This is a genomic window from Pseudomonas sp. P5_109 (genome assembly GCF_034009455.1).
In the GTDB taxonomy this organism is placed as follows: Bacteria; Pseudomonadota; Gammaproteobacteria; order Pseudomonadales; family Pseudomonadaceae; genus Aquipseudomonas.
Window position 1 is genome coordinate 561,810 of record NZ_CP125380.1, and the last position, 26,712, is coordinate 588,521.

General features: G+C 60.9%; 23 protein-coding genes and 1 riboswitch. Of the genes, 14 read left to right on the plus strand and 9 right to left on the minus strand.

The window, feature by feature from the left end:
* Nucleotides 1-110: 110 nt before the first annotated feature.
* Nucleotides 111-1,550, minus strand: coding sequence for a TolC family outer membrane protein (locus tag QMK54_RS02405; protein WP_110660372.1), 1,440 nt, complete (start codon nucleotides 1,548-1,550; stop codon nucleotides 111-113).
* A 205-nt stretch (nucleotides 1,551-1,755) separates the two neighbouring features.
* Nucleotides 1,756-1,861: riboswitch (TPP riboswitch) on the plus strand.
* A 164-nt stretch (nucleotides 1,862-2,025) separates the two neighbouring features.
* Between QMK54_RS02405 and thiC the strand changes: the two genes are divergently transcribed.
* Nucleotides 2,026-3,915 carry a phosphomethylpyrimidine synthase ThiC gene (thiC, locus tag QMK54_RS02410; protein ID WP_034148712.1) on the plus strand — a complete coding sequence of 630 codons (1,890 nt, stop codon included), beginning with the start codon at nucleotides 2,026-2,028 and terminating at the stop codon, nucleotides 3,913-3,915.
* A 167-nt stretch (nucleotides 3,916-4,082) separates the two neighbouring features.
* Nucleotides 4,083-5,375, plus strand: coding sequence for a putative hydroxymethylpyrimidine transporter CytX (gene cytX / locus QMK54_RS02415; protein ID WP_110660371.1), 1,293 nt, complete (start codon nucleotides 4,083-4,085; stop codon nucleotides 5,373-5,375).
* Here cytX and QMK54_RS02420 read toward each other — a convergent pair.
* Complete coding sequence (locus tag QMK54_RS02420) at nucleotides 5,344-6,090, minus strand: RsiV family protein (protein WP_110660370.1); 747 nt, start codon at nucleotides 6,088-6,090, stop codon at nucleotides 5,344-5,346. The genes cytX and QMK54_RS02420 overlap by 32 nt on opposite strands.
* 222 nt (nucleotides 6,091-6,312) lie before the next feature.
* Here QMK54_RS02420 and QMK54_RS02425 point away from each other — a divergent pair, with 222 nt between their 5' ends.
* From QMK54_RS02425 to QMK54_RS02465, 9 genes are all read left to right on the plus strand, one after another.
* Complete coding sequence (locus QMK54_RS02425) at nucleotides 6,313-6,930, plus strand: NUDIX domain-containing protein (RefSeq protein ID WP_110660369.1); 618 nt, start codon at nucleotides 6,313-6,315, stop codon at nucleotides 6,928-6,930.
* Nucleotides 6,921-7,373: a DUF1249 domain-containing protein gene (locus tag QMK54_RS02430; protein WP_007977461.1), complete on the plus strand. Its 453-nt coding sequence runs from the start codon at nucleotides 6,921-6,923 to the stop codon at nucleotides 7,371-7,373. The genes QMK54_RS02425 and QMK54_RS02430 overlap by 10 nt, the downstream gene beginning before the upstream one ends.
* A gap of 112 nt (nucleotides 7,374-7,485) precedes the next feature.
* Nucleotides 7,486-8,301 carry a 3',5'-cyclic-AMP phosphodiesterase gene (gene cpdA / locus QMK54_RS02435; RefSeq protein WP_320401992.1) on the plus strand — a complete coding sequence of 272 codons (816 nt, stop codon included), beginning with the start codon at nucleotides 7,486-7,488 and terminating at the stop codon, nucleotides 8,299-8,301.
* 202 nt (nucleotides 8,302-8,503) lie between these two features.
* Entirely contained in the window at nucleotides 8,504-9,112 is a 609-nt protein-coding gene (locus QMK54_RS02440) for a YqiA/YcfP family alpha/beta fold hydrolase (RefSeq protein WP_110661290.1), read from the plus strand.
* Between the two features lie 50 nt (nucleotides 9,113-9,162).
* Complete coding sequence (gene parE, locus QMK54_RS02445; protein WP_223593879.1) at nucleotides 9,163-11,067, plus strand: DNA topoisomerase IV subunit B; 1,905 nt, start codon at nucleotides 9,163-9,165, stop codon at nucleotides 11,065-11,067.
* The gene (locus QMK54_RS02450; protein ID WP_110661288.1) at nucleotides 11,067-12,056 is read left to right on the plus strand and encodes an esterase-like activity of phytase family protein; all 990 of its coding nucleotides are present in this window, start codon (nucleotides 11,067-11,069) and stop codon (nucleotides 12,054-12,056) included. Before parE ends, QMK54_RS02450 begins: the two co-directional genes overlap by 1 nt.
* Nucleotides 12,053-12,577 (plus strand): TIGR02281 family clan AA aspartic protease, encoded by a 525-nt coding sequence (locus QMK54_RS02455; RefSeq protein WP_110661287.1) that lies wholly within the window; start codon nucleotides 12,053-12,055, stop codon nucleotides 12,575-12,577. Before QMK54_RS02450 ends, QMK54_RS02455 begins: the two co-directional genes overlap by 4 nt.
* A gap of 7 nt (nucleotides 12,578-12,584) precedes the next feature.
* On the plus strand, nucleotides 12,585-14,852 hold the full coding sequence (gene parC / locus QMK54_RS02460; RefSeq protein WP_223593881.1) for a DNA topoisomerase IV subunit A: 2,268 nt from the start codon (nucleotides 12,585-12,587) through the stop codon (nucleotides 14,850-14,852).
* Between the two features lie 175 nt (nucleotides 14,853-15,027).
* Entirely contained in the window at nucleotides 15,028-15,741 is a 714-nt protein-coding gene (locus QMK54_RS02465; RefSeq protein WP_110661285.1) for a membrane integrity-associated transporter subunit PqiC, read from the plus strand.
* Between the two features lie 249 nt (nucleotides 15,742-15,990).
* Here the strand turns inward: QMK54_RS02465 and QMK54_RS02470 are convergent, their stop codons facing one another.
* Entirely contained in the window at nucleotides 15,991-17,502 is a 1,512-nt protein-coding gene (locus QMK54_RS02470) for an AhpA/YtjB family protein (RefSeq protein WP_320401993.1), read from the minus strand.
* 135 nt (nucleotides 17,503-17,637) lie between these two features.
* On the opposite strand from QMK54_RS02470, the gene serB reads away from it, so the two are divergent.
* The gene (gene serB / locus QMK54_RS02475; protein ID WP_057395688.1) at nucleotides 17,638-18,852 is read left to right on the plus strand and encodes a phosphoserine phosphatase SerB; all 1,215 of its coding nucleotides are present in this window, start codon (nucleotides 17,638-17,640) and stop codon (nucleotides 18,850-18,852) included.
* A 122-nt stretch (nucleotides 18,853-18,974) separates the two neighbouring features.
* Here serB and asd read toward each other — a convergent pair whose 3' ends face one another.
* From asd to QMK54_RS02490, 3 genes are read right to left on the minus strand one after another with little or no spacing between them, the layout of a single operon-like run.
* Nucleotides 18,975-19,835, minus strand: coding sequence for an archaetidylserine decarboxylase (gene asd / locus QMK54_RS02480; RefSeq protein WP_223593886.1), 861 nt, complete (start codon nucleotides 19,833-19,835; stop codon nucleotides 18,975-18,977).
* Nucleotides 19,836-19,853: 18 nt separating this feature from the next.
* Nucleotides 19,854-20,669, minus strand: a complete 816-nt coding sequence (gene rhdA, locus QMK54_RS02485) for a thiosulfate sulfurtransferase (protein ID WP_223593896.1) — start codon at nucleotides 20,667-20,669, stop codon at nucleotides 19,854-19,856.
* A 42-nt stretch (nucleotides 20,670-20,711) separates the two neighbouring features.
* A complete protein-coding gene (locus QMK54_RS02490) occupies nucleotides 20,712-22,250 on the minus strand; it encodes an HDOD domain-containing protein (RefSeq protein ID WP_320401994.1) in 1,539 nt (512 codons plus the stop codon).
* Between the two features lie 167 nt (nucleotides 22,251-22,417).
* Here QMK54_RS02490 and motA point away from each other — a divergent pair, with 167 nt between their 5' ends.
* Together motA and motB are read left to right on the plus strand one after the other, a co-directional pair.
* A complete protein-coding gene (gene motA / locus QMK54_RS02495) occupies nucleotides 22,418-23,269 on the plus strand; it encodes a flagellar motor stator protein MotA (protein WP_008048039.1) in 852 nt (283 codons plus the stop codon).
* 162 nt (nucleotides 23,270-23,431) lie between these two features.
* A complete protein-coding gene (motB, locus tag QMK54_RS02500; protein WP_110661191.1) occupies nucleotides 23,432-24,460 on the plus strand; it encodes a flagellar motor protein MotB in 1,029 nt (342 codons plus the stop codon).
* A gap of 200 nt (nucleotides 24,461-24,660) precedes the next feature.
* Here the strand turns inward: motB and QMK54_RS02505 are convergent, their stop codons facing one another.
* The 3 genes from QMK54_RS02505 to QMK54_RS02515 are packed head-to-tail and all read right to left on the minus strand — an operon-like array spanning nucleotide 24,661 to nucleotide 26,521.
* On the minus strand, nucleotides 24,661-25,152 hold the full coding sequence (locus QMK54_RS02505; protein WP_223593900.1) for a toll/interleukin-1 receptor domain-containing protein: 492 nt from the start codon (nucleotides 25,150-25,152) through the stop codon (nucleotides 24,661-24,663).
* Nucleotides 25,152-26,111: a caspase family protein gene (locus tag QMK54_RS02510; RefSeq protein WP_110658023.1), complete on the minus strand. Its 960-nt coding sequence runs from the start codon at nucleotides 26,109-26,111 to the stop codon at nucleotides 25,152-25,154. The genes QMK54_RS02505 and QMK54_RS02510 overlap by 1 nt, the downstream gene beginning before the upstream one ends.
* A gap of 2 nt (nucleotides 26,112-26,113) precedes the next feature.
* The gene (locus QMK54_RS02515; protein ID WP_110658020.1) at nucleotides 26,114-26,521 is read right to left on the minus strand and encodes a TIR domain-containing protein; all 408 of its coding nucleotides are present in this window, start codon (nucleotides 26,519-26,521) and stop codon (nucleotides 26,114-26,116) included.
* Nucleotides 26,522-26,712: the final 191 nt, after the last annotated feature.

Sequence of the window (26,712 nt, forward strand, 5' to 3'; positions counted from 1 at the left end):
CAAGTCGGATCGCCGCACCGCCGCTCCCACATTGGACTTTCTGTGAACACAGGTTTTGTGTACGACAGCAGCTCAATGTGGGAGCGGGCTTGCTCGCGAAGCTTTGGCTTTTACTGATCAGGGCGCGCTTTCAACTGCTCCTCTGCCGCCTTGGCCAGATCCGGTGGCAGGAAATCCTTGTCCGGGTTGTAGTTCGGATTGAGCCAGCGTGCCAGGTTTTGCAGATCCCCGGGGTTCAATGTGCCGGCCTGTTGCTTCAAGCGCAGGTTGTCGAGGATGTAGTCGTAGCGGGTGTTGTTGTAGTCGCGCACCGAGGAGTAGAGCTGACGCTGCGCATCCAGCACGTCGACGATGTTTCGCGTACCCACCTGATAGCCGATTTCAGTCGCTTCCACCGCGCTCTGGTTGGAAATGATCGATTGCTTGCGCGCCTGTACCTGCTCGACATCGGTGTTCACCGCGCGGTGCAGGTCGCGGGTGTTTTCCACGATGCTGCGGCGCAGGGATTCGCGTTGCTGCTCGGTCTGGTCCAGTTGTGCATACGACTGGCGCACTTGGGAGTTGATCAGGCCGCCGCTGTAGATCGGGATGTTCAGTTGCAGGCCCACGGTCGTTTGCTCGACGTTGCCGCCGTACGCCTGGGGCAAGTTGTTCGGGTTGCTGAAGCCCAGTGCGTCGTTGTCGCCCTTCTCGTACTTGGCGATCGCATCAACCGTTGGCAAGTGCCCGGACTTGCGTTGCTTGAGGGTTTGCTCGGCGGCGCTGACGGCATAATTGCTGGCCAACAGGTTGAGGTTCTGCCGGCCCGCCGTTTCGACCCAGGCCTTGGCGTCGTTCGGTACTGGCGGCAGGATCGGCAGGTTATGGCTGATGCCCCAGATCGAGTTGTACTGGCGGTTGGTCAGGGTGATCAATGCTTCAAAGGCGTCGTCCACCTGGCGCTGCGCAACGATGCGGTTGGCGCGTGCGGTGTCGTAGCTGGCTTGTGAGTTCAACACGTCGGTCTTGTCCGAGAGGCCGACATCGAAACGCTCGTTGGATTGATCGAGTTGGCGTTTGAACGCCGCTTCTTCGGCCTTGGTCGAGGCCAGGTTGTCCTGGCTGCGCAGCACGTTGAAATAGCTGTCAGCGGTTTGCAGGATCAAATTCTGCTCGGTCGCCGAGAGCTGCAGGGCAGCCTGTTCGTTGACTTCCTTGGCGGCCTGGAACTGGAACCAGCGATCGGCGCGGAACAGCGGCTGCGCCAAAGTGGCCTGGTACGAATGAGCATCGCGGTTGGTCGTGCCCGAAGGTTGATCGAGCGACGTACGCACCTCGGCAACATCGGCGCCGCCCGAGAGGTTCGGCAGCAACCCGGCGCGGGCCTGGGGCACGACTTCCTTCTGCGCGCCGTATTGGGCGATGGCAGCCGCCAGATCGGAGTTGTTGTTTACGGCTTCCTGATAAACGCTGACGAGGTCCGTCTTGTTCGATAAGGGCGCATCTGCTGCCCAGGCCATTCCGTTGGACGCACAAGACACGGCAAGGGCCAGTGAAAGTTTGCGCAGCATAGACGATCCCTAGAATTGATATTACACAGGTAATTTGAGCGCCAAGGCTAAGGCCCTGCTTTGACAGCGTCAATGCGCGGCTCAGCGTAGCGAGTGTAGTTGTGCATTCGGGCGGCAACAATCCTGATACTGCCTGTAATAACGCCATTCATCATGGTATTTGCAGTGGGGTTGGCGTTCTTTGTCAGTTGTGTCTAGACTGGCCGGGTTCTTGTCGGGGTGCCTTGCTATGAGGCTGAGATCGAATAATTTCGGATCCCGTTGAACCTGATCAGGTTAGCGCCTGCGTAGGGAACAAGATTTCTCGTCACCCGGCGAGTCCTCTTGTGCTTCGTCCGGGATGTTGTTCGACAATCGAACACCCCTCGAGCACTGAGCACAGCACAGCTGGTTTTCCCAGCGCCCGTGCGTCCATTCGTTTACAGGTTCGCTCCGACAAAAATCCAATGCCTGGATGCTGTCTGGAGAGCCCGTGATGACTACAAAAGCAAAAATCGCCACCAACCTGAGTGACTCGGCCAAGGTCGATCAGCAATCGGTTCAGCCGTTTACCCGCTCGCAAAAAATCTATGTTCAGGGCACCCGCCCGGACATCCTCGTGCCGATGCGCGAAATCAGCCTGGACGTGACGCCGACCGACTTCGGTGGCGAGGTCAACGCGCCGGTGGTGGTGTACGACACCTCGGGCCCGTACACCGACCCCAATGTCATCATCGATGTGCGCAAAGGCCTGGCCGACGTGCGTTCGCCGTGGATCGAATCCCGTGGCGATACCGAGCGCCTGAGCGGCCTGAGCTCGAACTTCGGCCAGGAGCGCCTTGCCGATCCGGAACTGACCAAGCTGCGCTTCGCTCACGTCAACAACCCGCGCCGCGCCAAGCCGGGTGCCAACGTCAGCCAGATGCACTACGCGCGCCAAGGCATCATCACCGCCGAGATGGAATACGTTGCCATCCGCGAAAACATGAAGCTGGAAGTGGCCCGCGCCGCCGGCCTGCTGGACCAGCAACACGCCGGTCACAGCTTCGGCGCCAGCGTGCCGAAAATCATCACCCCTGAATTCGTCCGTGACGAAATCGCCCGTGGCCGCGCGATCATTCCGGCCAACATCAACCACACCGAACTGGAACCGATGATTATCGGCCGTAACTTCCTGGTGAAGATCAACGGCAACATCGGCAACAGCGCCCTGGGTTCGTCCATCGAAGAAGAAGTGGCGAAACTGACCTGGGGCATTCGCTGGGGTTCGGATACGGTCATGGACCTGTCCACCGGCAAACACATTCACGAAACCCGCGAGTGGATCATCCGCAACTCGCCGGTGCCGATCGGTACCGTGCCGATCTACCAGGCCCTGGAAAAAGTTGGCGGTGTGGCCGAAGACCTGACCTGGGAACTGTTCCGCGACACGCTGATCGAGCAGGCCGAGCAGGGCGTCGACTACTTCACCATCCACGCCGGCGTGCTGTTGCGCTATGTGCCGATGACCGCCAAGCGCGTGACCGGCATCGTCTCCCGTGGTGGTTCGATCATGGCCAAGTGGTGCCTGGCGCACCATAAAGAGAACTTCCTCTACACCCATTTCGAAGACATCTGCGAAATCATGAAGGCCTACGACGTCAGCTTCTCGCTGGGCGATGGCCTGCGTCCGGGCTCGATTGCCGACGCCAACGACGAAGCGCAGTTCGGCGAACTGGAAACCCTCGGCGAGTTGACCAAGATTGCCTGGAAGCACGACGTGCAGTGCATGATCGAAGGCCCGGGCCACGTGCCGATGCAGTTGATCAAAGAGAACATGGACAAGCAGCTCGAGTGCTGCGACGAGGCGCCGTTCTACACCCTCGGCCCGCTGACCACCGACATCGCGCCAGGCTATGACCACATCACCTCCGGTATCGGTGCGGCGATGATCGGCTGGTTCGGTTGCGCCATGCTCTGCTACGTGACGCCGAAGGAACACCTGGGCCTGCCGAACAAGGATGACGTGAAGACCGGGATCATCACCTACAAGATCGCCGCGCATGCCGCCGATCTGGCGAAGGGGCACCCGGGCGCGCAGATCCGCGACAATGCCTTGAGCAAGGCGCGCTTTGAGTTCCGTTGGGAAGACCAGTTCAACCTGGGTCTTGATCCGGACACCGCTCGTTCGTATCACGATGAGACGCTGCCGAAGGATTCGGCCAAGGTCGCGCACTTCTGCTCGATGTGCGGGCCGAAATTCTGCTCGATGAAGATCACCCAGGAAGTCCGCGAGTACGCGGCCAACCAACGGATCGAAGCGGTCGACGTGGACGTCGCCCAGGGCATGGCCGAACAGGCCGAGCGCTTCAAGCAGGAAGGCAGTCAGCTGTATCAGAAAGTTTGATCTGAGCTGAGGTCGGCGGTGCTTGCACCGCCCCTTTCGCGAGCAAGCCCGCTCCCACATTGGACCTGTATTCGCAGGCCAAATGTGGGAGCGGGCTTGCTCGCGAAGGCGTCAGACCAGACACCCATGATCTCAATGACAAAACATATTCCTCTGAGATAACACCCTTGAGCATTCAACCCAGCACTTACTCCCCCGACATCGCAGTGCCGACCGACAAACGTGTCTTCGGCGGCCGCGACCTGTTTTCCCTGTGGTTCTCCCTCGGCATCGGCCTGATGGTGTTGCAGACCGGTGCATTGCTCGCACCGGGCCTGGGCCTGTCCGGTTCGTTGCTGGCGATTTTTCTCGGCACCCTGGTCGGCGTTCTGCTGCTGGCCGCGGTCGGGGTAATCGGCAGTGACACCGGCCTGTCGTCGATGGCCGCGCTCAAGCTCAGCCTCGGTACCAAGGGCGCGAGCCTGCCGGCGGTGCTGAACCTGCTGCAATTGATCGGCTGGGGTTCGTTCGAAATCATCGTCATGCGCGATGCCGCGAGCCTGTTGGGCGCCAAAGCCTTCAGTGAAGGCAGCCTGATCTCCAACCCGGTGCTGTGGACGCTGTTCTTCGGCGCATTGGCGACCTTGCTCGCGGTCAGCGGCCCGCTGACTTTCGTCCGGCAGATCCTGCGCAAATGGGGCATCTGGCTGCTGCTGGCCGCGTGCATCTGGCTGACCTGGAACCTGTTCGCCAAGGCTGACCTGGCCGCGTTGTGGGCCCAGGCCGGTGACGGTTCGATGCCGTTCGCCGTGGGCTTCGACATCGCCATTGCCATGCCGCTGTCGTGGTTGCCGCTGATCGCCGACTACTCGCGTTTCGGCAAGCGCGCGAAAAACGTCTTCGGTGGCACTGCCATCGGTTTCTTCATCGGTAATTTCTGGCTGATGAGCCTGGGCGTAGCCTACACCCTGGCGTTCGCGCCGAGCGGTGAAGTCAATGCCTTGCTGCTGGCGTTGGCCGGTGCCGGCCTGGGGATTCCGCTGCTGCTGATTCTGCTGGATGAGTCGGAAAACGCCTTTGCCGATATTCACTCGGCGGCAGTGTCCAGCGGGATTCTGATGCGCGCCAAAGTCGAACACCTGGCCCTGGCCATCGGCGTCATCTGCACGCTGATTGCCCTGCTGGCGCCGTTGGCCCAGTACCAGAACTTCCTGCTGCTGATTGGTTCGGTGTTTGCGCCGTTGTTCGGCGTGGTGCTGGTGGACCATTTCATCCTGCGCAAGCGCAGCGCCAAGGTGGCCTCGGCCGCATTGCGCTGGCCAGCACTGCTCGCCTGGCTGGGCGGGGTCAGCACCTATCACTTGTTGGCCAACCTGTATCCGGATGTCGGTGCAACCCTGCCAGCACTGGTCGTGGCAGGGTTGCTCCAGCTAGTGCTGGGCCGGGCCTTCAGTTACGGCCGGGAAACAGCTCGGGCTTGATGATGCCGTTCAGGCGAGGGTAGGGGATCTTCAGTTCGACATGGCCCAGCGCGTAAGGCGCAATGGTGCTGGTTTCGTACTTGAGGATCACCCCGCCGTAGGTCAGCGCCACGTTCTGGGTTTTCTGGAACGGCCAGCTCTTCACGAACTCCGCTTCCTGATCGAGCTTGGTGCTGATCAGCCAGCTGTTATGCGCCACCTGCGCGGCTTTCCAGAACGCGTCTTCCTGCCCTGGCACCAGCATGTCCGACAGCGTCAGCACTTTATGCTGCTGGCGCGAATAGTTGATGAAGCCTCGACCTGGCGTGCCATGGGCACCGCCGGTGTCCAGGTAGCTGGACAATTCGATGATCACCAAGCCGTCATGCTGCTCACGTACCTTGGCCTGCAGATAGCTGCTGTAACGCGGGCCGGCGGTGCGCAAAAACTCTTCGCGATAGGCCGCCAGGGTCGGTGCCACCGGGGCATCGGGCGAGGTGCGGGTCATTTGCAGCAGGCGTTTTTCGATGATGCCGTCCAATTGCGGTTCGGCCGGAAAGTGCAGCGTGTCGATATTGACCAGCGGGCAATCCGGGTTGCTGCAACCGGGCTTGAGCTGTTCAGAGGCGTCGCGGGTGGTTTCCAGCGGCGTCCGGTAGTTGGGCTGGAACAGGCTCGCGCAGGCGCCCAGGGTCAGGGCGATAGCGGCCACGGAGGCGATTTTGAAAAGCGACATGGGCGTCCTTTCTGAAACAGGGGAAGGCAAAAAGTTACCGGCTTCGACTCTCAACAAAGCAGTCAGTTCGCCACTAAGCTAATTAGAGTGGGTTTCGTCCTAGCCGTCCATCCCGCTGACGGGAAAGGGGCTGCATCAAACGTCATGGGCGCGTTAGGATGGCGCGAAGTCGAGGCCCAGGAAAAGCAGCCTCGTTCAGGATCTGCAGTAACGAGGATAATCATGACGGATTTTGCCAACGCCATTCCGACCGCCGTTGATATCGTGCGGCGCGAAAAATGCTACGAGGGCTTCTACAAGCTCGAACGCGTGCACTTGCGCCACGAATTGTTCGCCGGGGGCATGAGCCGCGAGATCAATCGTGAAGTATTCGTTCGCCATGACGCGGTCTGCATGCTGCCGTACGACCCGCAGCGCGATGAAGTGGTGCTGATCGAGCAGTTTCGCGTCGGTGCCATGGGCAAGACCGACAACCCGTGGCTGATCGAACTGGTCGCTGGTCTGATCGACAAGGAAGAAGTGCCGGAAGCAGTTGCTCACCGCGAGGCGCAAGAGGAAGCTGGGCTGGAAATCGGGGCGCTCTGGCCGATGCTCAAATACTTTCCATCGCCGGGCGGCAGCAACGAATTCGTGCATCTGTATCTGGGGCGTTGCGACAGTTCCGGGGTTGGCGGCCTGCATGGGCTGGAGGAAGAGGCAGAAGATATCCGCGTCACGGTCTGGGCCTTTGAAGATGCCCTTCAAGCCGTACGCGACGGGCGTATTGCCAACGCGGCGAGCATCATTGCCTTGCAATGGCTGGCTTTGAACCGCGTTGAAGTGAGGGGGTTATGGTCGTAAACAAGCTGCGCGATCGCTATCGGGTGGACCTGGTGGGGCTGCAAGCGTCCTGCGAGGCGAACTACGCGCGCCTGATGCGACTACTGCCGGACATGCGCAGCGAGCCCGCGGCGCGGCGCATCGCCGTGACCCATGGCGACCAGATGCTCGGCGTGTTGGCGCTGGAAGTGCTGCTGACCTGTCCTTACACAACGACCCTGCAAGTGCGTCAGGAACACAGCCTGCCGTGGCTGCCGGTGCCGCAACTGGAAGTGCAGGTCTATCACGACGCGCGCATGGCCGAAGTGGTCAGCGCCGAACATGCGCGACGCTTTCGCGGCATCTATCCTTACCCGAATGCCTCGATGCACCAGCCGGACGAGAAGGCCCAACTGAACATGTTTCTGGGCGAATGGCTGAGCCATTGCCTGGCACTGGGGCATGAGTACGAAGTAGTCCGTTAACTGTGAACCGCAGTTGTGAACTGCGTCAGGTTCATTGGTTTCCCCTTTCGATCATCCCCCAGCATAATTGGCGCACTTACCCATCCCCGTGATCACGCCCTGGGAGAACGCCTTGCCGAGCGTATCCACATTGACCACCGCCGATCCGGCGTTGCTGGTGCAACTCTCCGACAGTCACCTGTTTGCCGAAGCGGACGGCGCGTTGCTGGGCATGAACACCCGCGACAGCCTGCAACGGGTGATCGAACTGGTGCGCGAGCAGCAGCCACGGATTGACTTGATCCTGGCCACGGGGGATCTGTCCCAGGATGGGACACTGGAGTCCTACCAGCAGTTTCGCGACATGACGCGCCAGCTCGATGCGCCGGCGCGCTGGATCCCCGGCAATCACGACGAACCGCAGATCATGGCCGAGGCGGCGGTGCAGAGCGCCTTGCTCGAACCGGTGGTGGATATCGGCAACTGGCGGGTTACGTTGCTCGATTCCGCCGTACCGGGCTCGGTGCCGGGGTATTTGCAGGACGAACAATTGCAGTTGCTCGCCCGCTCGTTGAGCGAAGCGCCGGAACGCCATCACCTGGTGTGTTTCCACCATCATCCGGTGTCGATTGGCTGCGCCTGGATGGAGCCTATCGGCCTGCGTAATCCCGAGGCGTTTTTTGAAGTGCTGGATCGGTTTCCACAGGTGCGTGCCGTGTTGTGGGGGCATGTGCACCAGGAAATCGATCAATTACGTAACGGCGTGCGTCTGATCGCCTCGCCCTCGACCTGCATTCAGTTCGAGCCGGGCAGCGAGGATTTCAAGGTTGGGGAACAGGCGCCAGGCTATCGCTGGTTGCGACTGCTGCCCGACGGGCGGCTGGAAACCGGGGTGGAGCGGGTTATCGGGTTCGATTTCACTGTGGATTACGGTTCCAACGGCTACTGATTTTTCTGTTACTTCCAAAGACCGAGGCGCGGCCTTCGCGAGCAAGCCCGCTCCCACAGGGTTTTTGGAGCACCTCAGATCCCTGTGGGAGCGGGCTTGCTCGCGAAGGCGTCTACACTGGCGCCCTGAATTCTGTGGATATCCCCGATTCCCCCGAGTCCCTGTAAACTCCGCCTCTTTAGCCGACGCACAGGGAGCTCAAATGTCCGGTTCGATCCTTTATATCCACGGCTTCAACAGCTCGCCGTTGTCGAAGAAGGCCTGTCAGTTGGTCGAAGTGATGGAGCGCCTGGGCCTGAGCGAACAGTTGCGCGTGCCGGCATTGCACCATCACCCGCGCCAGGCGATAACCCAGCTGGAACAGGCGATTGCCGAGCTGGGGCGGCCACTGCTGGTCGGCAGCTCACTCGGCGGCTACTATGCCACTCACCTGGCCGAGCGCCATGGCTTGAAAGCCCTGTTGATCAATCCTGCCGTCAGCCCGCACCGGATGTTCGACGGCTATCTGGGGACGCAGAAAAACCTGTATACCGAAGAGACCTGGGAAATGACCCACGACCACGTGACGGCCCTGGCCGAACTGGAAGTGCCGGCGCCCCGGGAACCGGAGCGTTATCAGGTATGGTTGCAGACAGCTGACGAAACGCTGGACTATCGCCTCGCCCAGCAGTATTACCGGGCATGCGCCTTGCGTATCCAGGCCGGCGGCGACCACAGTTTCCAGGGTTTTGCCGCGCGAATGCCGGCCATGTTGAGTTTTGCCGGCATTGGCGCCGATTTGTACCAGGCCATCGATTTCACCGCATTGTGAGCGATAGCCCCATGAATTCTTTTTTCACCGAACACTGACGACGAGAACCCATGGCCACTCCCAGCGCTAGCTCTTATAACGCAGACGCCATCGAAGTCCTCTCGGGCCTCGACCCGGTGCGCAAACGCCCCGGCATGTACACCGACACCAGTCGGCCGAACCACCTTGCCCAGGAAGTCATCGACAACAGCGTCGACGAAGCCTTGGCCGGGCACGCCTCATCGGTGCAGGTGATCCTGCACGCCGACCATTCCCTGGAAGTCAGCGATGACGGCCGGGGCATGCCAGTGGACATTCACCCCGAGGAAGGTGTTTCGGGCGTCGAGCTGATCCTCACCAAGCTGCATGCCGGTGGCAAGTTTTCCAACAAGAACTACCAGTTCTCCGGCGGTCTGCACGGGGTGGGTATTTCCGTGGTCAACGCCTTGTCCACCGAAGTCCGGGTGCGTGTAAAACGTGACGGCAACGAATACCAGATGACCTTCAAGGATGGCTACAAGGCCACCGAGCTGGAAATCGTCGGCACTGTCGGCAAACGCAACACCGGCACCAGCGTGTTCTTCGCGCCGGATCCGAAATACTTCGACTCGCCGAAATTCTCCATCAGCCGCCTCAAGCACGTGCTCAAGGCCAAGGCCGTGTTGTGCCCGGGGCTGTTGGTCAGCTTTGAAGACAAGGCCTCCGGCGAGAAAGTCGAATGGCATTACGAAGACGGCCTGCGTTCCTATCTGGTGGACGCGGTCACCGAATTCGAACGCCTGCCGGACGAGCCGTTCTGCGGCGCCTTCGCCGGTAATAAGGAAGCGGTCGATTGGGCGCTGCTGTGGCTACCCGAAGGTGGCGACGCGGTGCAGGAAAGCTACGTCAACCTGATCCCGACAGCCCAGGGCGGTACTCACGTCAACGGATTGCGTCAGGGCCTGCTCGATGCCATGCGCGAATTCTGTGAATTCCGCAGCCTGTTGCCGCGCGGCGTGAAGCTGGCGCCGGAGGACGTCTGGGAACGTATTGCCTTCGTGTTGTCGATGAAGATGCAGGAGCCGCAATTCTCCGGCCAGACCAAGGAGCGCCTGTCGTCCCGTGAAGCGGCGGCATTCGTCTCCGGTGTGGTCAAGGATGCCTTCAGCCTGTGGCTTAACGCCAACCCGGAAACCGGCATGCTGCTGGCGGAACTGGCAATCAACAACGCCGGCCGTCGTTTGAAGGCGAGCAAGAAAGTCGAGCGTAAACGCGTCACCCAAGGCCCGGCGCTGCCGGGCAAACTGGCCGACTGTGCCGGACAGGACCCGATGCGTTCCGAACTGTTCCTGGTGGAAGGTGATTCCGCCGGCGGTTCTGCCAAACAAGCGCGGGACAAAGAGTTCCAGGCAATCCTGCCGTTGCGCGGCAAGATCCTCAACACCTGGGAAGTCGACGGCAGCGAAGTGCTGGCCAGCCAGGAAGTGCACAACATTGCCGTGGCCATTGGTGTCGATCCGGGCGCGGCGGACATGAGCCAGCTGCGCTACGGCAAGATCTGCATCCTCGCCGACGCCGACTCCGACGGCCTGCACATCGCGACCTTGCTGTGCGCCTTGTTCGTCCAGCATTTCCGCCCGTTGGTGGATGCCGGTCACGTCTATGTCGCGATGCCGCCGCTGTACCGCATCGACCTGGGCAAAGAGATCTACTACGCCCTCGATGAAGCCGAGCGCGATGGCATCCTCGATCGCCTGGTGGCCGAGAAGAAACGCGGCAAGCCGCAGGTCACCCGATTCAAGGGGCTGGGCGAGATGAACCCGCCGCAGCTACGCGAGACCACCATGGATCCGAACACTCGGCGTCTGGTGCAATTGACCCTGGAAGATTTCGAGGCGACCTCGGAAATGATGGACATGCTGCTGGCGAAGAAACGCGCCGGTGACCGCAAGACCTGGCTGGAGTCCAAGGGCAACCTGGCCGAGGTGCTGGGCTGATGCGTCTGGGCTTTGCCCTGGCCTGTGGGTTGCTGCTGACGTCGATAACGGTTTGCGCCGAACCGGCACCAGAGTTGCGCCTGTTGTCCGGGCATGTCGTCAACGGCATGCGCGGTGGCAACCTGTCCGGGCTGGCGCAGTGTGGCAATGAACTGTGGGCGGTTTCCGACCGCGACGATGATCAGATCTATCGCCTCGATACCCGCGAGCCAGTCTGGCAGGCCGAAACGGTGCACATTGACGTGCCGCCGGTGCCTGACAGCGGTTTGCCCTGGGGGCTGAAGTCTAGCGTCTGGGGAGCTTCGTTCATACGTGGCGGCGATCTGGATTTCGAAGGCATCACCTGCGACAGCGCTGGCAATCGCTACATCGTCAGCGAAGGCCATGCCGCTGTCTTGCAGGTGCCACCAACGGGGCCTGCCGCGTGGTTGAAAATCTCGCCGATGCTGGTTCGCGAGGCAAGGGCCAGAGGCCTGCTATTGCAATTCAATGCGTTGTTCGAAGGGCTGGCAATCAATCCGGCGGGCGATCAGATGTGGTTCGCCGCCGAGCGTCAGGGCCGTGGGCTGCTGCTGATCAAGCGCAAGCAGACGTTGTGGGACTGCGACGGTGGCTGCGTGCTGCTGAGCGAGGCAGGCGTGGAAATGCAGCCAGGGCAGTTCCCTCACGCCAGAGCTGTTCACCGGGACTTTTCCGATTTATCCCTGTTCAACGGCAAGCTCTTCACCCTTGAACGCAATGCCTACAAGATTTGCCGCCGGGATCCACAGACGGCCAAGGTCGAGCGCTGCTGGTCGTACGCCGCCGAGTTGTTGCAGGAGAACCGTCGTTATCCACAGGATTATGGCCTCGAGGAAGCATTGATCGTGGATGCCGATGGCGCCTGGATCGGTGTCGACAACAATTTTGGCGCGCGCGTCGATGGTGAATTGCGTCCGGTGGTCTGGCGCTTTGCCGCACCGGACGGTGGCTGGAGTGCCAAGCCGTGAGACAACAATCGCCGGGTCAGCGCATCGGCCGAGTGTTCATGGTGCTGGCCTGGTGTGCCGGGCTGTTCCTGGCCGCGCGGTTTTTCGGCCAGTGGGAAGCTCGACAGCAAAATCCGAATGTGGTGGTCAGTTCGGAGCAGGGCGAAGGTTTCATTGAAGTGAAGCTGGTCAGCAATGTGCAGGGGCATTTCGTTGCCAGCGGCCAGATCAACGGCCAGCCGGTGGACTTCATGCTCGACACCGGGGCAACCGATGTGTCGATCCCGGCGGACCTGGCCAAGCGTTTGAAGCTCGAAGAAGGTTTCGGCGTAACCCTGAGCACGGCCAATGGCCTGAGCCAGGGCTATCGCACCCGGATCGAACGCCTGCAACTGGGCGGCATCGTGTTGCACGACGTACGTGCACTGGTGGCCCCGGGGCTGCATGGCGATCAGGTGCTGCTCGGCATGAGCGCACTGAACAAACTTGAATTTACCCAGCGCGGTGGCACCATGCTGCTGCGCCAGACAACGAACCGATGAGGCCCGCATGAGCGACTCCCTTGATCTCAGCCTGGACGGTGTAGAACGCCGGTCACTGGCTGACTTCACCGAAAATGCCTACCTCAACTACTCCATGTACGTGATCATGGACCGTGCCTTGCCGCATATCGGCGACGGTCTGAAACCGGTACAGCGGCGTATCATCTACGCCATGAGCGAGCTGGGGCTGGACGCCGATTCCAAGCACAAGAAGTCGGCGCGTACCGTCGGTGACGTGCTCGGTAAATTCCACCCCCACGGCGACTCGGCCTGCTACGAAGCCATGGTGCTGATGGCCCAGCCGTTCAGCTATCGCTACACGCTGGTCGACGGCCAGGGTAACTGGGGTGCGCCGGATGATCCCAAGTCCTTCGCCGCCATGCGTTATACCGAAGCGCGCTTGTCGCGTTATTCCGAAGTGCTGCTCAGCGAACTGGGCCAGGGCACCGCGGACTGGGGGCCGAACTTCGACGGCACGCTGGACGAGCCGCTGGTCTTGCCAGCCCGTCTGCCGAACATTCTGCTCAACGGCACCACCGGTATCGCCGTAGGCATGGCCACCGACGTGCCGCCGCACAACCTGCGCGAAGTCGCCACCGCCTGCGTGCGCTTGCTCGACGAGCCCAAGGCCACGGTCGAACAGCTCTGTGAACACATCCAGGGCCCGGACTACCCGACCGAAGCGGAAATCATCACCCCGCGCGCCGACCTGCTGAAAATCTACGAAACCGGTCGCGGTTCGGTGCGCATGCGCGCCGTGTATCACATCGAAGACGGCGACATTATCGTCACTGCTCTGCCGCATCAGGTCTCGGGCGCCAAGGTGCTGGAGCAGATCGCCGCGATGATGCAGGCCAAGCCGTCCAAGGCGCCGCAAATTGCCGACCTGCGTGACGAATCCGACCACGAAAACCCGTGCCGGATCGTGATCATTCCGGGTGCGCGGAAAAACTTCGACCACGATGCGCTGATGCAGCACCTGTTCGCCAGCACCGAGCTGGAGTCGAGCTACCGGGTCAACATCAATATCATCGGCCTGGACGGCAAGCCGCAGCTGAAAAACCTGCGAGCGCTGCTGGTTGAATGGTTGGAGTTCCGGGTGCAGACCGTGCGTCGTCGCCTGCAATTCCGCCTCGACAAGGTCGAGCGTCGCCTGCACCTGTTGGACGGTTTGTTGATCGCTTACCTCAACCTGGATGAAGTGATCCACATCATCCGTACCGAGGAACATCCGAAAGCCGCGCTGATCGAGCGCTTTGCCCTCAGCGAAATCCAGGCCGACTACATCCTCGACACCCGCCTGCGTCAGTTGGCGCGGCTGGAAGAGATGAAGCTGCGAGCCGAGCAGGATGAACTGCTCAAGGAACAAGCCAAGCTGCAAGCCTTGCTGGGCAGCGAAGCCAAGCTTAAGAAGCTGGTGCGCACCGAGCTGATCAAGGATGCCGAAACCTATGGCGACGACCGTCGTTCGCCAATCGTCGAGCGCGCCGAGGCCAAGGCCCTGACCGAACACGATCTGCTGCCGAACGAGAAAGTGACGGTCGTGCTGTCGGAAAAAGGCTGGATCCGTTCCGCCAAAGGCCACGAAATCGATGCCACCGGGCTTTCCTACAAGGCCGGGGACGGTTTCAAGGCGCTGGCAGCCGGGCGCTCCAACCAGTTTGCCGTGTTCATCGACTCCACCGGCCGCAGTTATTCGGTGGCCGCCCATACCTTGCCGTCGGCTCGTGGCCAGGGCGAACCGCTGACCGGTCGCCTGACGCCGCCACCGGGGGCGAGTTTCGAATGCGTGCTGATGCCGGAAGACGATGCGCTGTACGTGATCGCCTCCGACGCCGGCTACGGTTTCGTGGTCAAGGGTGAAGACCTGCAGGCCAAGAACAAGGCGGGCAAGGCGCTGTTGAGTCTGCCGAACAACGCCAAGGTCATGCTGCCGCGCCCTGTGGCCGATCGTGAGCAGAACTGGCTGGCGTCGGTGACGACCGAAGGTCGCCTACTGATATTCAAGATCAGCGACCTGCCACAATTAGGTAAGGGCAAAGGCAACAAAATCATCGGGATTCCCGGTGAGCGAGTGGCCAGTCGCGAAGAGTATGTCACGGACATCGCCGTATTGCCGGACGGTGCGACACTGGTGTTGCAGGCCGGAAAACGTACCTTGTCACTGAAAGCGGACGACCTCGAACACTACAAGGGTGAACGTGGCCGTCGTGGCAATAAGTTGCCGCGTGGCTTCCAGCGGGTCGATGCGCTGCTCGTCGAAAACCTCAATTAGGCGATTTAGAGACGCCGACCTACGATTTAACCCGTAGTTCGGCGCTTTGCGCTGGAGTCGGAACGCATATTCACGGATGATATGGCCTTTCAAGCGCCGGCATTGCCGCGCGTTCTTCATATTTATTGAGTATTTTCACTGTGATCAGCCTTTTAACGATCACCTGGATGGGACGATGACTGCTCTGCGCCTTCCTTTTATTCTTATGCTCGCTGGCGTTCTTGGCCTGGCGGGTTGCAGCGTTCACCAGCCGGTGTCGTTGTATCAGCTTGACGCTGGAAGTCCGGTTCAGCCTGCACAGAACGCGGGCATGGCGGTATTGTTGGGGCCAGTCACCGTGGCCGACTACCTGCAACGCGAAACCCTGTTGCAGCGTCAGCCGGATGGCAGCTTGCAAGCCTCGACCGACGGTCGTTGGGCCGGTAGCCTTTCGTCGGATATCGATCAGTTGCTGCTGCGTCAGGTCGCGGGTCACCTGGACAGCCAGCGCGTAGTGTTGGCCCCGGCGACATTGGGTTTCACCCCGGACGTTCAGGTATTGCTGACCATCACGCGCCTGGATTCGGGTGCCAAACAACCAGCGATCCTCGATGCGCAATGGCGTCTGATCGACCGTCGCGGGCAAGTTCGCGACAACCGCATCATCCATTTGCAGGAACAGCATGCCGGTAGTACGGCGGCTCAGGTCCAGGCTCAGGGTGTGTTGCTGCAGCGCCTGGCCGAGCAACTGTCGGTGGCGCTCAAGCCGCTGGCCAATCAGCCACCGATCGCCGAAGCCCCGCGCAAGCCGGCAGCCAAGGCGGCAGCACCTGCGGTAGAACAGGAAAAGCAGCCGAAGATCCCGATGGCGGCACCTATTCGTACGGATATGGAAGTGTTCCGCTTCTGAGTCTGGATGGACTTCAAACAAAGCCCGCCTTGTGCGGGCTTTGTTGTTTCTGCAGGTTGGAGATTTCTGGCGTCAGTTCCGGCCTCTTCGCGGGCAAGCCCGCTCCCACAGTGTCCGCGTCGTACACATATTATGTGAACGGCCCTGAACCTGTGGGAGCGGGCTTGCTCGCGAAGGCGTCATGACAGGCAACAAAAAAGCCCGCAGACGATCACTCATCTGCGGGCTTCTTCACATCGGGGTCAAGGCTTAAGCGCGACGCTCGTGCATCCGCGCCAGTTGCCGCTCAAGCATCGACGGATAAGGCTCCATCAACCGCTCCACGCAGCAAGCTCCCTCAGGGCTGGCAATCGGACGGATCCGTGCGCGCTGGCGAATCAACGCGTCATCGCTGATCTTGCGCTCCACCAGCAGCAGGTTGCGGCTGTGTTGCGACAGGGCCAGGGCGTCCTGGGCGGAGTCGGTCAGCAGCAGGTCGATCTGGCTCAGGCCGAACAGCTCGTCGCCGAGGGTCAGGCCTAGCTGCAATTGCAGGGTGATGCCGCTGTCCGCGACTTCGATCTGCAACTGGTGGCCCAGGGCCCGCAGCAGCTCGCCACAGCAAATGGCGTTGGTCAGGTAATCGTCGCCGCTGTCTTCGGTGTGGAACAGCATCAACGTACTGCCATCGTTCAGGGTCTCCACTTCGCCTTGATACAGCGAAGCGGCCTGGTCGAGGCAATCGCGATAGCGTTCTAGCAGTTCTTCCAGGCGTGCCCGCGGCAGGCGTCGCAGCTGTTCCTGGGAACCCAGTTGCACCGCCAGCACCGCGCTGTGTTGCGGAACGCTCGGCGTGGCCTTGCGAACCACCGGTTGTGGCGGGCTGTCCAGTGACTCGTCGCGCAGGTCGGCGAACGGGTCTTCGTCATCGTCGTCTTCGACGGTGCTGACGATCTGCCGAGGTGCTGGCTTGAGCGCCGCTACCGGGCGGCTCTCGTCGAAACTCGGGTCGCGCAGGTTACGGACTTCGAATTCTGGTTCGTCTTCGACGTCGTCGAGTTCCGGTTCTGGCTCCGGCACGGGAGCAGGTTCCGGGGCGAAGTTGGCGTGCAGTTGACGCGCCAGGTCACCGATTTCGTCCTGGCGGTCGGTAGCCGGGGTGTATTCATCGATATTGCGCAGCCATACCCGCAATTGCAGCAGCGGCGTGGAGAGATACCGCCCCATGCGCAGGCTCAAGGCCAGGGACAGGGCCAGCAGGATGGCACTGAGGATACCCATGCTTTGCAGGCTGATGGTCATCGGCTGCTGGAACTGGTCCATGTCCAGGCTGATGCGCAGTTGCCCGGCCGTCACGTCCTGGAAGGTTATCTTGCTCTGGTACATGCCTTCGGCTTCGCCCAGCAGACCATGTTTTGGCCGCTGGCCGGATTCGGCGAGGATGCGGTTGTCCGGGCTGTAGATGGCGGCGTGGGCCACCAGCTTGTTCTTGGTCAGGTTGTTGAGCAGCACATTGAGGCTGAGGATGTCGTTGGACACCAACAGCTCGGTGGCCGAGGTGGCCGTCTGCGTGGTCAGGCTTTCGCCCAGCGCATCCGCCTGCTCGTGCATGGCCTGCTTGAACTGCAAGCCCATCACACCGGCATAGATGACCAGGGCCAGGGCGACCAGGATCACGTTATGGCTGGCGATGCGCAATGCAATCGGTACACGGCGGTGGCGCAGTGCCCGGAAGATCAGCAGGAAGAAGTTATCGGTTTTTACTGGCGTGGGCCGGTTCACTTGAGCTCGGCTCTTTTGTCCGTGAAGTTGACGCGCAGTATAGCGACAGGCCCTAGACCGTCAAAGCGCTCACGGTGCCCGATGGTCACTGAAAGTGGGTAGAATGCGGTTTTTTTCCACCTGCGGGGGTGCGCCTTGCGCGAAATCGTCCTGATAAACATCACGGGAGTCGACCGTCCGGGTCTGACTGCGGCCATTACCGGCGTTCTGGCCCAGGGTGGTGTGAACATTCTCGACATCGGTCAGGCGGTGATCCACGACACCTTGTCGTTCGGCATCCTGGTTGAAATTCCCGACACCGAGCAAGGCAAGTCCGTGCTCAAGGACATCCTGTTCAAGGGTTACGAGCTCGATCAACAAGTGCGTTTCACGCCGGTGTCCGAACAGGATTACCAGCAGTGGGTCGGCAACCAGGGCAAAAAGCGCCACATCGTGACCCTGTTGACCCGCAAGGTGACAGCCGGGCAGTTGCAGGCCGTGAGTTCGATCACCGCCAAATATGGCCTGAACATCGACCACATCGATCGTCTGTCCGGGCGCATGCCGCTGGATACGCCGGCCGACAAGGGCAAGGGTTGCATCGAATTTTCCGTGCGTGGCGAGGCGGCTGATCCGCAGGCGCTGCGTGCCGAATTCCTCAGCGTCGCCCAGGAACTGAACGTCGACATCGCCTTCCAGGAAGATTCACTGTTCCGTCGCAACCGTCGCCTGGCGGTATTCGACATGGACTCGACGCTGATCGAAGCCGAAGTGATCGATGAGCTGGCCAAGGCGGCTGGTGTGGGTGACAAGGTCTCGGAAATCACTGAGCGGGCGATGGCCGGTGAACTGGACTTCCGCGCCAGCTTCAAGGAACGCCTGGCCTTGCTCAAAGGCCTGGACGTCAATGTGCTGGATTCCATCGGCGCCTCGCTGCGCCTGACCGAAGGTGCCGAAACCCTGTTCGCCGAACTCAAGCGCCTGGGCTACAAGACCGCGATCCTGTCGGGTGGCTTCACCTACTTCGCCAAGCAATTGCAGGCCAAGCTGGGTATCGACTATGTGTTTGCCAACGAACTGGAAGTGGTCGACGGCAAGGTCACCGGCGTCGCGGTTGAGCCGATTGTCGATGCACAGCGCAAGGCTGATCTGCTGAAGGAGCTGGCACACAAGGAAGGTTTGCGTCTGGAGCAGACCATTGCCGTCGGCGATGGCGCCAATGACTTGCCGATGCTGGCGATTGCCGGGTTGGGCGTGGCGTTCCGTGCCAAGCCGCTGGTCAAGCAGTCGGCCAAGCAGGCGATCTCGACCCTGGGACTGGATGGCGTGTTGTACCTGCTGGGCTTCCGCGATCGCGACGGCCAGCTCTGATACACCCGATACAAATGTGGGAGCGGGCTTGCTCGCGAAGGCGTCATCACATTCAACATCCATGTTGACTGTAAGTCCGCTTTCGCGAGCAAGCCCGCTCCCACAGGGATGCAGCTTGGTCTTTAGGCTTTTGGTGAGCCCATGCCCTGACCCATCTGCACCGCTGTACCGGCGGTCATTTCTTCAGCCCACTTCACCTGATCCGGCCCGAACAGCACGACGGCGGTCGAACCCAGTTTGAAGCGACCCAGCTCCGCACCTTTTTCCAGGTGGATCGGCGCGCGTGCGGCTTCGTCGTAGCGGAAGGTTTTCAGCTCGCGCTTCGGCGGCGTCACCAGGCCGGCCCAGACGGTTTCGATCGACGCCACGATCATCGCGCCCACCAGCACCACGGCCATCGGCCCGCGCTCGGTGTCGAAAATGCACGCCACGCGTTCGTTGCGGGCGAACAGTTCCGGAACGTTTTCAGCGGTGGTCTGGTTGACCGAGAACAGGCGACCCGGGATGTAGACCATCTCGCGCAGGGTGCCGGCCAACGGCATGTGCACACGGTGGTAGTCCTTCGGCGACAGGTAGATGGTCGCGAAGTCGCCACCCATGAACGGCGCGGCGTTTGCTGCGTCGCCACCCAACAGTTCCAGCACGCTGAAGCTGTGACCCTTGGCCTGGAACACGCGGCCGTGTTCGATCGGGCCGAGCTGGCTGATCGCGCCGTCGGCCGGGCTGAGGATCGCGCCCGGGGTTTCGTCCAGCGGACGGGCGCCGTCTTTCAGCGCGCGGGTGAAGAACGCGTTGAAGTGCTCGTAGGCGGTCAGGTCTTCGACCAGCGCCTGGGACATGTCCACTTGATAACGCTTGGCGAACCAGGCGGTAAAGGCATTTTTGAACCAGCGCACGCGGCATTCGGCGATGCAGCCGGCCAGTCGCGAGAGCAGGTTGTGGGGCAGGAGGTACTGGCTGATGATAAACAGACGCTTGTTCATTTACTGTCCTTAAAAACCTTAGATCTCTACGGGCGTGTCGGGATGGTTACCCCATTCGCCCCAGGAGCCGGCGTAGCCTTTGACTCGCGGATAACCGAGAGACTTGGCCACCAGATAGGTGAAGCCAGAACGATGGTGGGTCTGGCAGTGGGTAATCACTTCTTTGTCTTTGCTGATCCCGAGTTGTTCGAGGATCTGTGGCATGTCGGTACGGATGCGCAACTGACGTGCCTGGTCCATGCCGGCGGTCCATTCGAAATTGACCGCGCCGGGGATGTGCCCGCCCTTGGCGGCGAGGACTTTTTCGCCGGAATACTCCAGCGGCCCGCGTGCATCCCAGATCGCCAGGTCGGCGGCGCCGAGACGGCTTTGCAGGTATTCGCGGGTGGCGGTGGGCTCGTCGTGCAAGGTCAGTGAAACAGGGCCGCCCACGGGTGGCGGGATCTGGATCGACATGGGCGAACCTTCTGCCAGCCAGGCCGGCAGGCCGCCATCTATATAGTGGTACTTGCTGTGGCCGATGACATCCAGCAACCAGATGAAGCGTCCGGCCCAACCGCCGCCTTCGTCGTCATACACCACGTAGACCGCGTCGGGGTTGTGTCCCAGCTCGCCAAACAGCGTTTCGAGTGCTGCCAGCGGGGGCATCAGCCCTGGGGCCGGAGCCTGGCCGAGCTGCGTGCGCTTCGGATCGACAAAGCGTGCGCCGGGGATGTGCCCCTCGGCGTAGCGGGCGGCACTGGTCAAGTCCACCAGAATCAGTTCGCGGGCGTCGAGGCGAGGGAGCAAGTCGCTCGGCTCGATCACCAGCGGCAAGCCAGAGAAGTCAGACATGTGAGGTCTCCAGAGCACAAAAGAGGGGGATTGTAGCGCAGCTTATTGGCCTCGGTGGCTAAAGCTGTGCAGGGCTTTTTCAATGCATTGCGCGGTTTTGCCGAAGGCCTGAACGGAAATTTCCGAAAGCGGCCCGCCGCCCTGATCCGCCACGACGATCATGATCACCCGGCCATTGTTGACCAGCGAGCGCAGCAGCAGGTGTTCGCCACTGAATTGCGAGCGCAGGCTGTTGGGCAGCAGGGCCGAAAATTGCGCGTTGTTGGCGGGCGTCAGGCGCACCTGGGCCTGTTGCGCGAGCAGCCGTTGCAACACGTTGCTCTGGCTGACCACGAAGTTCAGCCCGGCCGCTTCCTTCGACAATCCGGCCGTCTGGTGCACGCGCAGGTTGGCGTGGGTGCGGTCGGCCATCAGGATCATCACCCGGCGCATGCCGCAGGCCACGAGGGCGTCCCGGGCGGCGATGGTCAAGTGCATGGCGTTGGTGAAGCGACTGGGCTCGACCAGCAGTTCGGCACATTGCTTGCGCCACTTCGCCAGGTCTTCGGCGGTCGGTGCCGCGGCTGGCAGCAGTCCGGCGTGGATACGGTTCATGCCCCACGGCCAGATCAGCGATTCAGCGGGGTGCCAGAGGTCAGGCATGGCGTGATAGCGCGCGCTGTTGGCGGCTTGCTGGTGCAGTTGTTGTTGCACCTCATCCATCGGCATTTGCAGGTAAAGGCTGGTCAGGTACTGCCAGCGCTCACTGTGCGGGCTGTCCCAGGCGTGTTGTGCCGACAGCGCCAGACCGTTGGCCAGCAGCACCGTATTGGCCGGTTGATTGAGCCAGCGGCGCAGGGTCGGATCGTCATCGAGGCGGTTCTGCTGGCGCAACGGGTGCTCGCTGTCACGGGCGATTCGCAGGACTTTCACCAGCTCCCGCTGCTCGGCGAGCAACAGGCGATAGCCCTGCTGCACCCAGATCGGCAAGCGCCAGACCTCCACCAGCGCCTGGCCGATGTCCAGCAGGCGTACGCCGAACAATTGCTTTTCAACTTTACGTGCCGACTCACCTTTGTGGATGACCCGCAGCTCCCACTCTTCGAGCAGTTTTGGATGAGTCAGCGCCAAAGGCCACAAGGGCGAAAGAAACAGCAGGCTGCCCCAATGGATGTCCTGCCACAGGCGCGCCAGGCGACTGGCAAAAAAACCGTTGGCCTGTTGCGTGGCGTGCTGGCTGATCATCTGCAGCTGACGCAAGGCCTTGGGAATCTCTGAATGGGGTTCGGCGGGCAGGCGCGCGAGCAGCTCTTCGGTGCGCTTCAGGCCGAGGCGATTGATTGCGATCTCGAGGTTTTCCGCCGGTTCGGTCATGCCGCCATGGGCGTGCCGGTTGGCTTCGCGAATCACGCTCAAGGCCAGGGCGGGGCTGCCTTGCATGAGGTCGGCGATATCGCGCAGCGAGCTGCGGTTGTTGCGGATGGCCTTGCAGACACGGTCGTGGCTGGCTTGCGGAACGGGAAGGCGTACGCCATCGAGCAGCTTGACCCAGCCTTCGAGCGTCGTCGGTTTTGGTGTTGGAACGTTCGTTTCGTTAACCATGGTGGGAGGCGATCATTGTCAACATTACCTGTGCCCGGATGGGGTCAAATTAGCTTTTCGCCTGAACTGGCTATAGTCTGGCGCAGTTTTGCCGATAAGTAGAAGAAGAGATTTTTTAACTTCCGAATATGACCTTGAACCCGACTCAGTAAGTGCTCTCCTAACCTATGGCTAAAATTATCGGCATCATCGTCGTATTCGCGAGCGTGCTCGGCGGATACGTGCTTTCCCACGGCAAGATTGCCGCCCTGATCCAGCCTTTCGAGGTCATGATCATCGGCGGTGCTGCCCTCGGCGCATTCCTGCAGGCCAACCCCGGCTACATGACGATGCACGTGCTCAAGAAGTCCCTGAGCATGTTCAGTTCGCGTTTCAACCATGGCTTCTACCTGGAAGTGCTGGGCCTGATCTACGAGATCCTCAACAAGAGCCGCCGCGAAGGCATGATGGCCATCGAAGGCGACATCGAAGATGCCGCCGCGAGCCCGATCTTCGCCAAGTACCCGACGGTCCTCAAGGACGAGCGCATGACCGCGTTCATCTGCGATTACCTGCGCATCATGTCTTCCGGCAACATGGCCCCGCACGAGTTGGAAGGCCTGTTCGACATGGAGCTGTTCAGCCTCAAGGAAGACCTGGAGCATCCGTCCCACGCGGTGAACGGTATCGCCGACGCCATGCCCGGTTTCGGTATCGTCGCGGCGGTACTGGGTATCGTGGTGACCATGGCTTCGCTGGGTGAGGGGGACCAGAAGTCCATCGGCCTGCACGTGGGTGCGGCGCTGGTCGGTACCTTCTTCGGTATTCTCGCCGCCTACGGCTTCTTTGGCCCGCTGGCCCATTCCCTGGCCCACGATGCCAAGGAAGAGCTGAACGTCTACGAAGCCATCAAGGCTTCGCTGGTGGCGTCGGCTTCCGGCATGCCGCCATCGCTGGCCGTGGAGTTCGGGCGCAAGGTCCTGTACCCGGCGCACCGTCCAAGCTTCGCCGAGCTGGAACAAGCGGTTCGTGGTCGATAGTGCTCTGTTTCGCAAATACGTTCCTTTTTTGGCGAGTGACTGTTGTTGCCAGACAAGGCGCCGCGACGAGTCATAGCCCGCTATGGCGAGGAGCGGCAACGCCGTATGGCGACAACAGGCACCGTCAAAAAGGAACAATATTTGTGAAACAGAGCACTCTCCATGGAAAATAATCAGCCGATTATTATCAAGCGCGTCAAGCGCATTGCCGGTGGGCATCACGGGGGCGCATGGAAAATCGCCTTCGCCGACTTCGCCACGGCGATGATGGCGTTCTTCCTGGTGTTGTGGCTGCTGTCCACCGCCACGCCGGAACAGAAGATCGCCATCGCCGGTTACTTCAAGGACCCGATCGGCTTTTCCGAAAGCGGCACGCCGTACATCATCGATCTGGGCGGCACGCCGACCCTGGCGCCGGAAAACACTCTCAACCCCGAGGTCAAGTCCCAGCCACAGCCGGACAAGGTCACCGTCGATACCGATCAGGTCGAAGGCATGGCCGAGCAGGTTGAAAAGGAGCGCCTCGAACTGTTGCTGCAAGAACTGCAGAACAAGGTTGACGAGAACCCGCAGCTGCAGAAGTTCAAGGACCAGATCCTGTTCGAAATCACCCCGGACGGCCTGCGTATCCAGATCATGGACGCGGAAAACCGGCCGATGTTCGACTCGGGTTCGGCCCGTCTGAAACCGTATTTCGAAGACATCCTGTTGGCCATGGCCGACACCATCAAGGCGGTGCCGAACAAGATCAGCATCAGCGGCCACACCGATGCCAAACCGTACACCGGCTCCGGTGATTTCGGCAACTGGGAGCTCTCGGCCAACCGTGCCAACGCCGCACGGCGTGCGCTGGTGGCGGGCAGTTATCCGGAAGCGCAGGTGGCGCGCGTGGTTGGTTATGCCTCGTCGGCCCTGTTTGACCGCGAGCATCCGTTCAACCCGGTGAACCGCCGTATCGACATCGTCGTGCTGACCAAGAAAGCCCAGCGTGCGATCGAAGGTTCACAAGGCGCGGAGCCTGCTCCTGATGCACCGCAAGGTTCGGCTGCTCCGCAAGCCACACCGGCTGTACCGGTCGACCCGAACGCGTTGCCGGCGGACAAGGAACCGCTGCCGGCCCACGAACTGCGCGAGCGTCTGAACCTGTTCGACGACCCGGCACCGAAACCGGCTGAACCGCCCAAGCAGTGACCGACAAAAAAGCCGACAGCGATGTCGGCTTTTTTGTGCGGGTTTCACTGGTAGGGGTATGTCTCCTGTGGGAGCCAGCTTGCTGGCGATGGTCGTTAACGATTACGCGTACTGTCTGGAATCACTCGGCGAGCTTGAATCCATCGCCGGCAAGCCGGCTCCTACAGGTTCTGGGCAAGAGAGCGGGGAGTGGAGCGTCGTCAGAAGCCCCGGATGATTCGGGACTTGAGGTCAGCGTGAAAGCGATCCGCATTGGATTTGTTAACGCTGCGCGCCGACTCGCTACCGGTCACCGATTGCAGTCCCATCGCACGCTTTTGTGTCGCTTCGTTGCGATAGGCATCGATAAAGAACTCGATGTCCCGATCGTTGGTCAGCTTCGGCCACTTGTCCAGGTACAGCGGTAGCTCGGTGGGGCCGGTCTTGAACGAGCAGATGCGTCGGTTGGTGATGGTCGCCTCGCCGATTTCGAACGGCACCCACCAGGACAGCGCGGTTTTCTCCGACACCACCGCCAGCAGGTGCGTGCATTCGCTGATGTTGCGGGTGATCACGCCGGTGATGTCGTCGGTGGTCTGGGATTCGGCATCCAGTACGTCGAGGTAGGTCTTGATGTTGGCCTGGATCAGGCGCGCGTTGATTTTGACCGCGTAGGCGCGGTCCATGTGGCGGTAGCTGATAAACACTGACATCAGAAATGTCCCTTGATCGCGAGTTCGCGGTAATAGGCGCCGAGGGCAGTGAGGCGGCAGCCGGTGGCGTGGATGGCGGCGTAGTACATGTGTTCGGCGTCCACCGGTTCGACCAGGCTGTGGCGATTGCACTTTTGCAACTGGGCGAACACCTCGCCCTGTTCCGGGTTGAACTCGGGTTCGGTGGGTTCAAAGCTGGGGGCGAGGGGGTACACCGACTCGGCTTCGGCAAACCATTCGGGGAGTTTGCGCAGGATCTCCTTGGGGATCAGCGGCGAAACCTCGCGCAGGGAAATGAACTGCGAGACATTGGTCTTGAACACCGGGCGCTGTTCCCAGGCATCCAGGGCATTGTCGACAAAAGAATAAAGGCTGCCGGGGGTGATCTTGCCCAGGATGTTCGCCGCTCCGCCGTGCAGGGCCTGGAGCAGCAATCCGGTGAACACACCGTGCTGCGCGCCCTCCATCGCCGGTTCTTCCTTTTTGCAGGCGGTCAGGATGGTCATGCCTTCGCCGACCACGCTGCCTTCACTGCGCAAGGCGCGCAGTTCGCCGGCCGAGCCGCTCTGGCAACAATCGAGAATGATCACCTTGTTTTTGATCTTGGTGGCTTTGCTCGCCCAGTTGAGGATGTCGCTGAGGCGAATCCCGTCCTTGGCGCTCTTGTAGTCCTGCGGTATCAACATGCCTTCGTCGGTATCGGTGTCGAAGCTGCCGTGGCCAGCGAAATACAGCAGCGCGACATTGCAGTCCCCGGAAAACAGCTCGCGGATCTGGTCTTCGAGCTTTTCCCGGCTCAGGTAGTCCTCGGCGGAAGTCAGTACGATGTTCTTGAAGTTCGGATCGCCATTGGCGTCGGTCTTCAGCACCGAGGCCATGGCCATGGCGTCATTGCTGCAACCGCTCAGGCGCGAAACGTGGGTGTAGTCGTTGATGCCGATAAACAGTCCCTTGCGCATGGTTACACCGCCGTATGCTGGCGAATCGCGCTGATGATGCTGTTGGTGTTCCACGCACACTCGGCATGCGCCGCATCACGCACCACCGTGGAGATGCGCTCGGCACCGAACGGCTTGATCGCGATGATCACCTTGCCCATGCGCTTGGCGATCTCGATTTCCTTGTTGATCCACTTGCTGTAGGTGGAATACATGCCGGCCATGATCAATACCGCCGAACACGGGCGGATCTTGTTTTCGATGGCCTCCTCAAGTTGTTTGTCGGTTTTCGCGCCAACAATCGGGTTTTCTGGCGGTACCGAAAAATTCTTGTACGTAAAACCCGGCTTGGCGTTGAGCAAGCGCACGAGATTGTCGTGGGCGTCGGAGTAGTTCCACGAGTGGCTGATGAACAGATGGTAGGTTTGCATGGGTGTCCCTCGGAGTCGCTGGAGTGCGAAGAGGGTCTGAAACTAGGCTATTGGCGGGCGGCTACAAGGGGATGTGGCTTAAAGAGAAATGCCCTACAAGCGCCCGTGCGGGTGTCTTACAGAAAGGTCTGATGTTTAAAACGGGGGAAGATCCGGCGCCGGCCAGCCCCGCTGGAAGCGGAGCGGTCGGC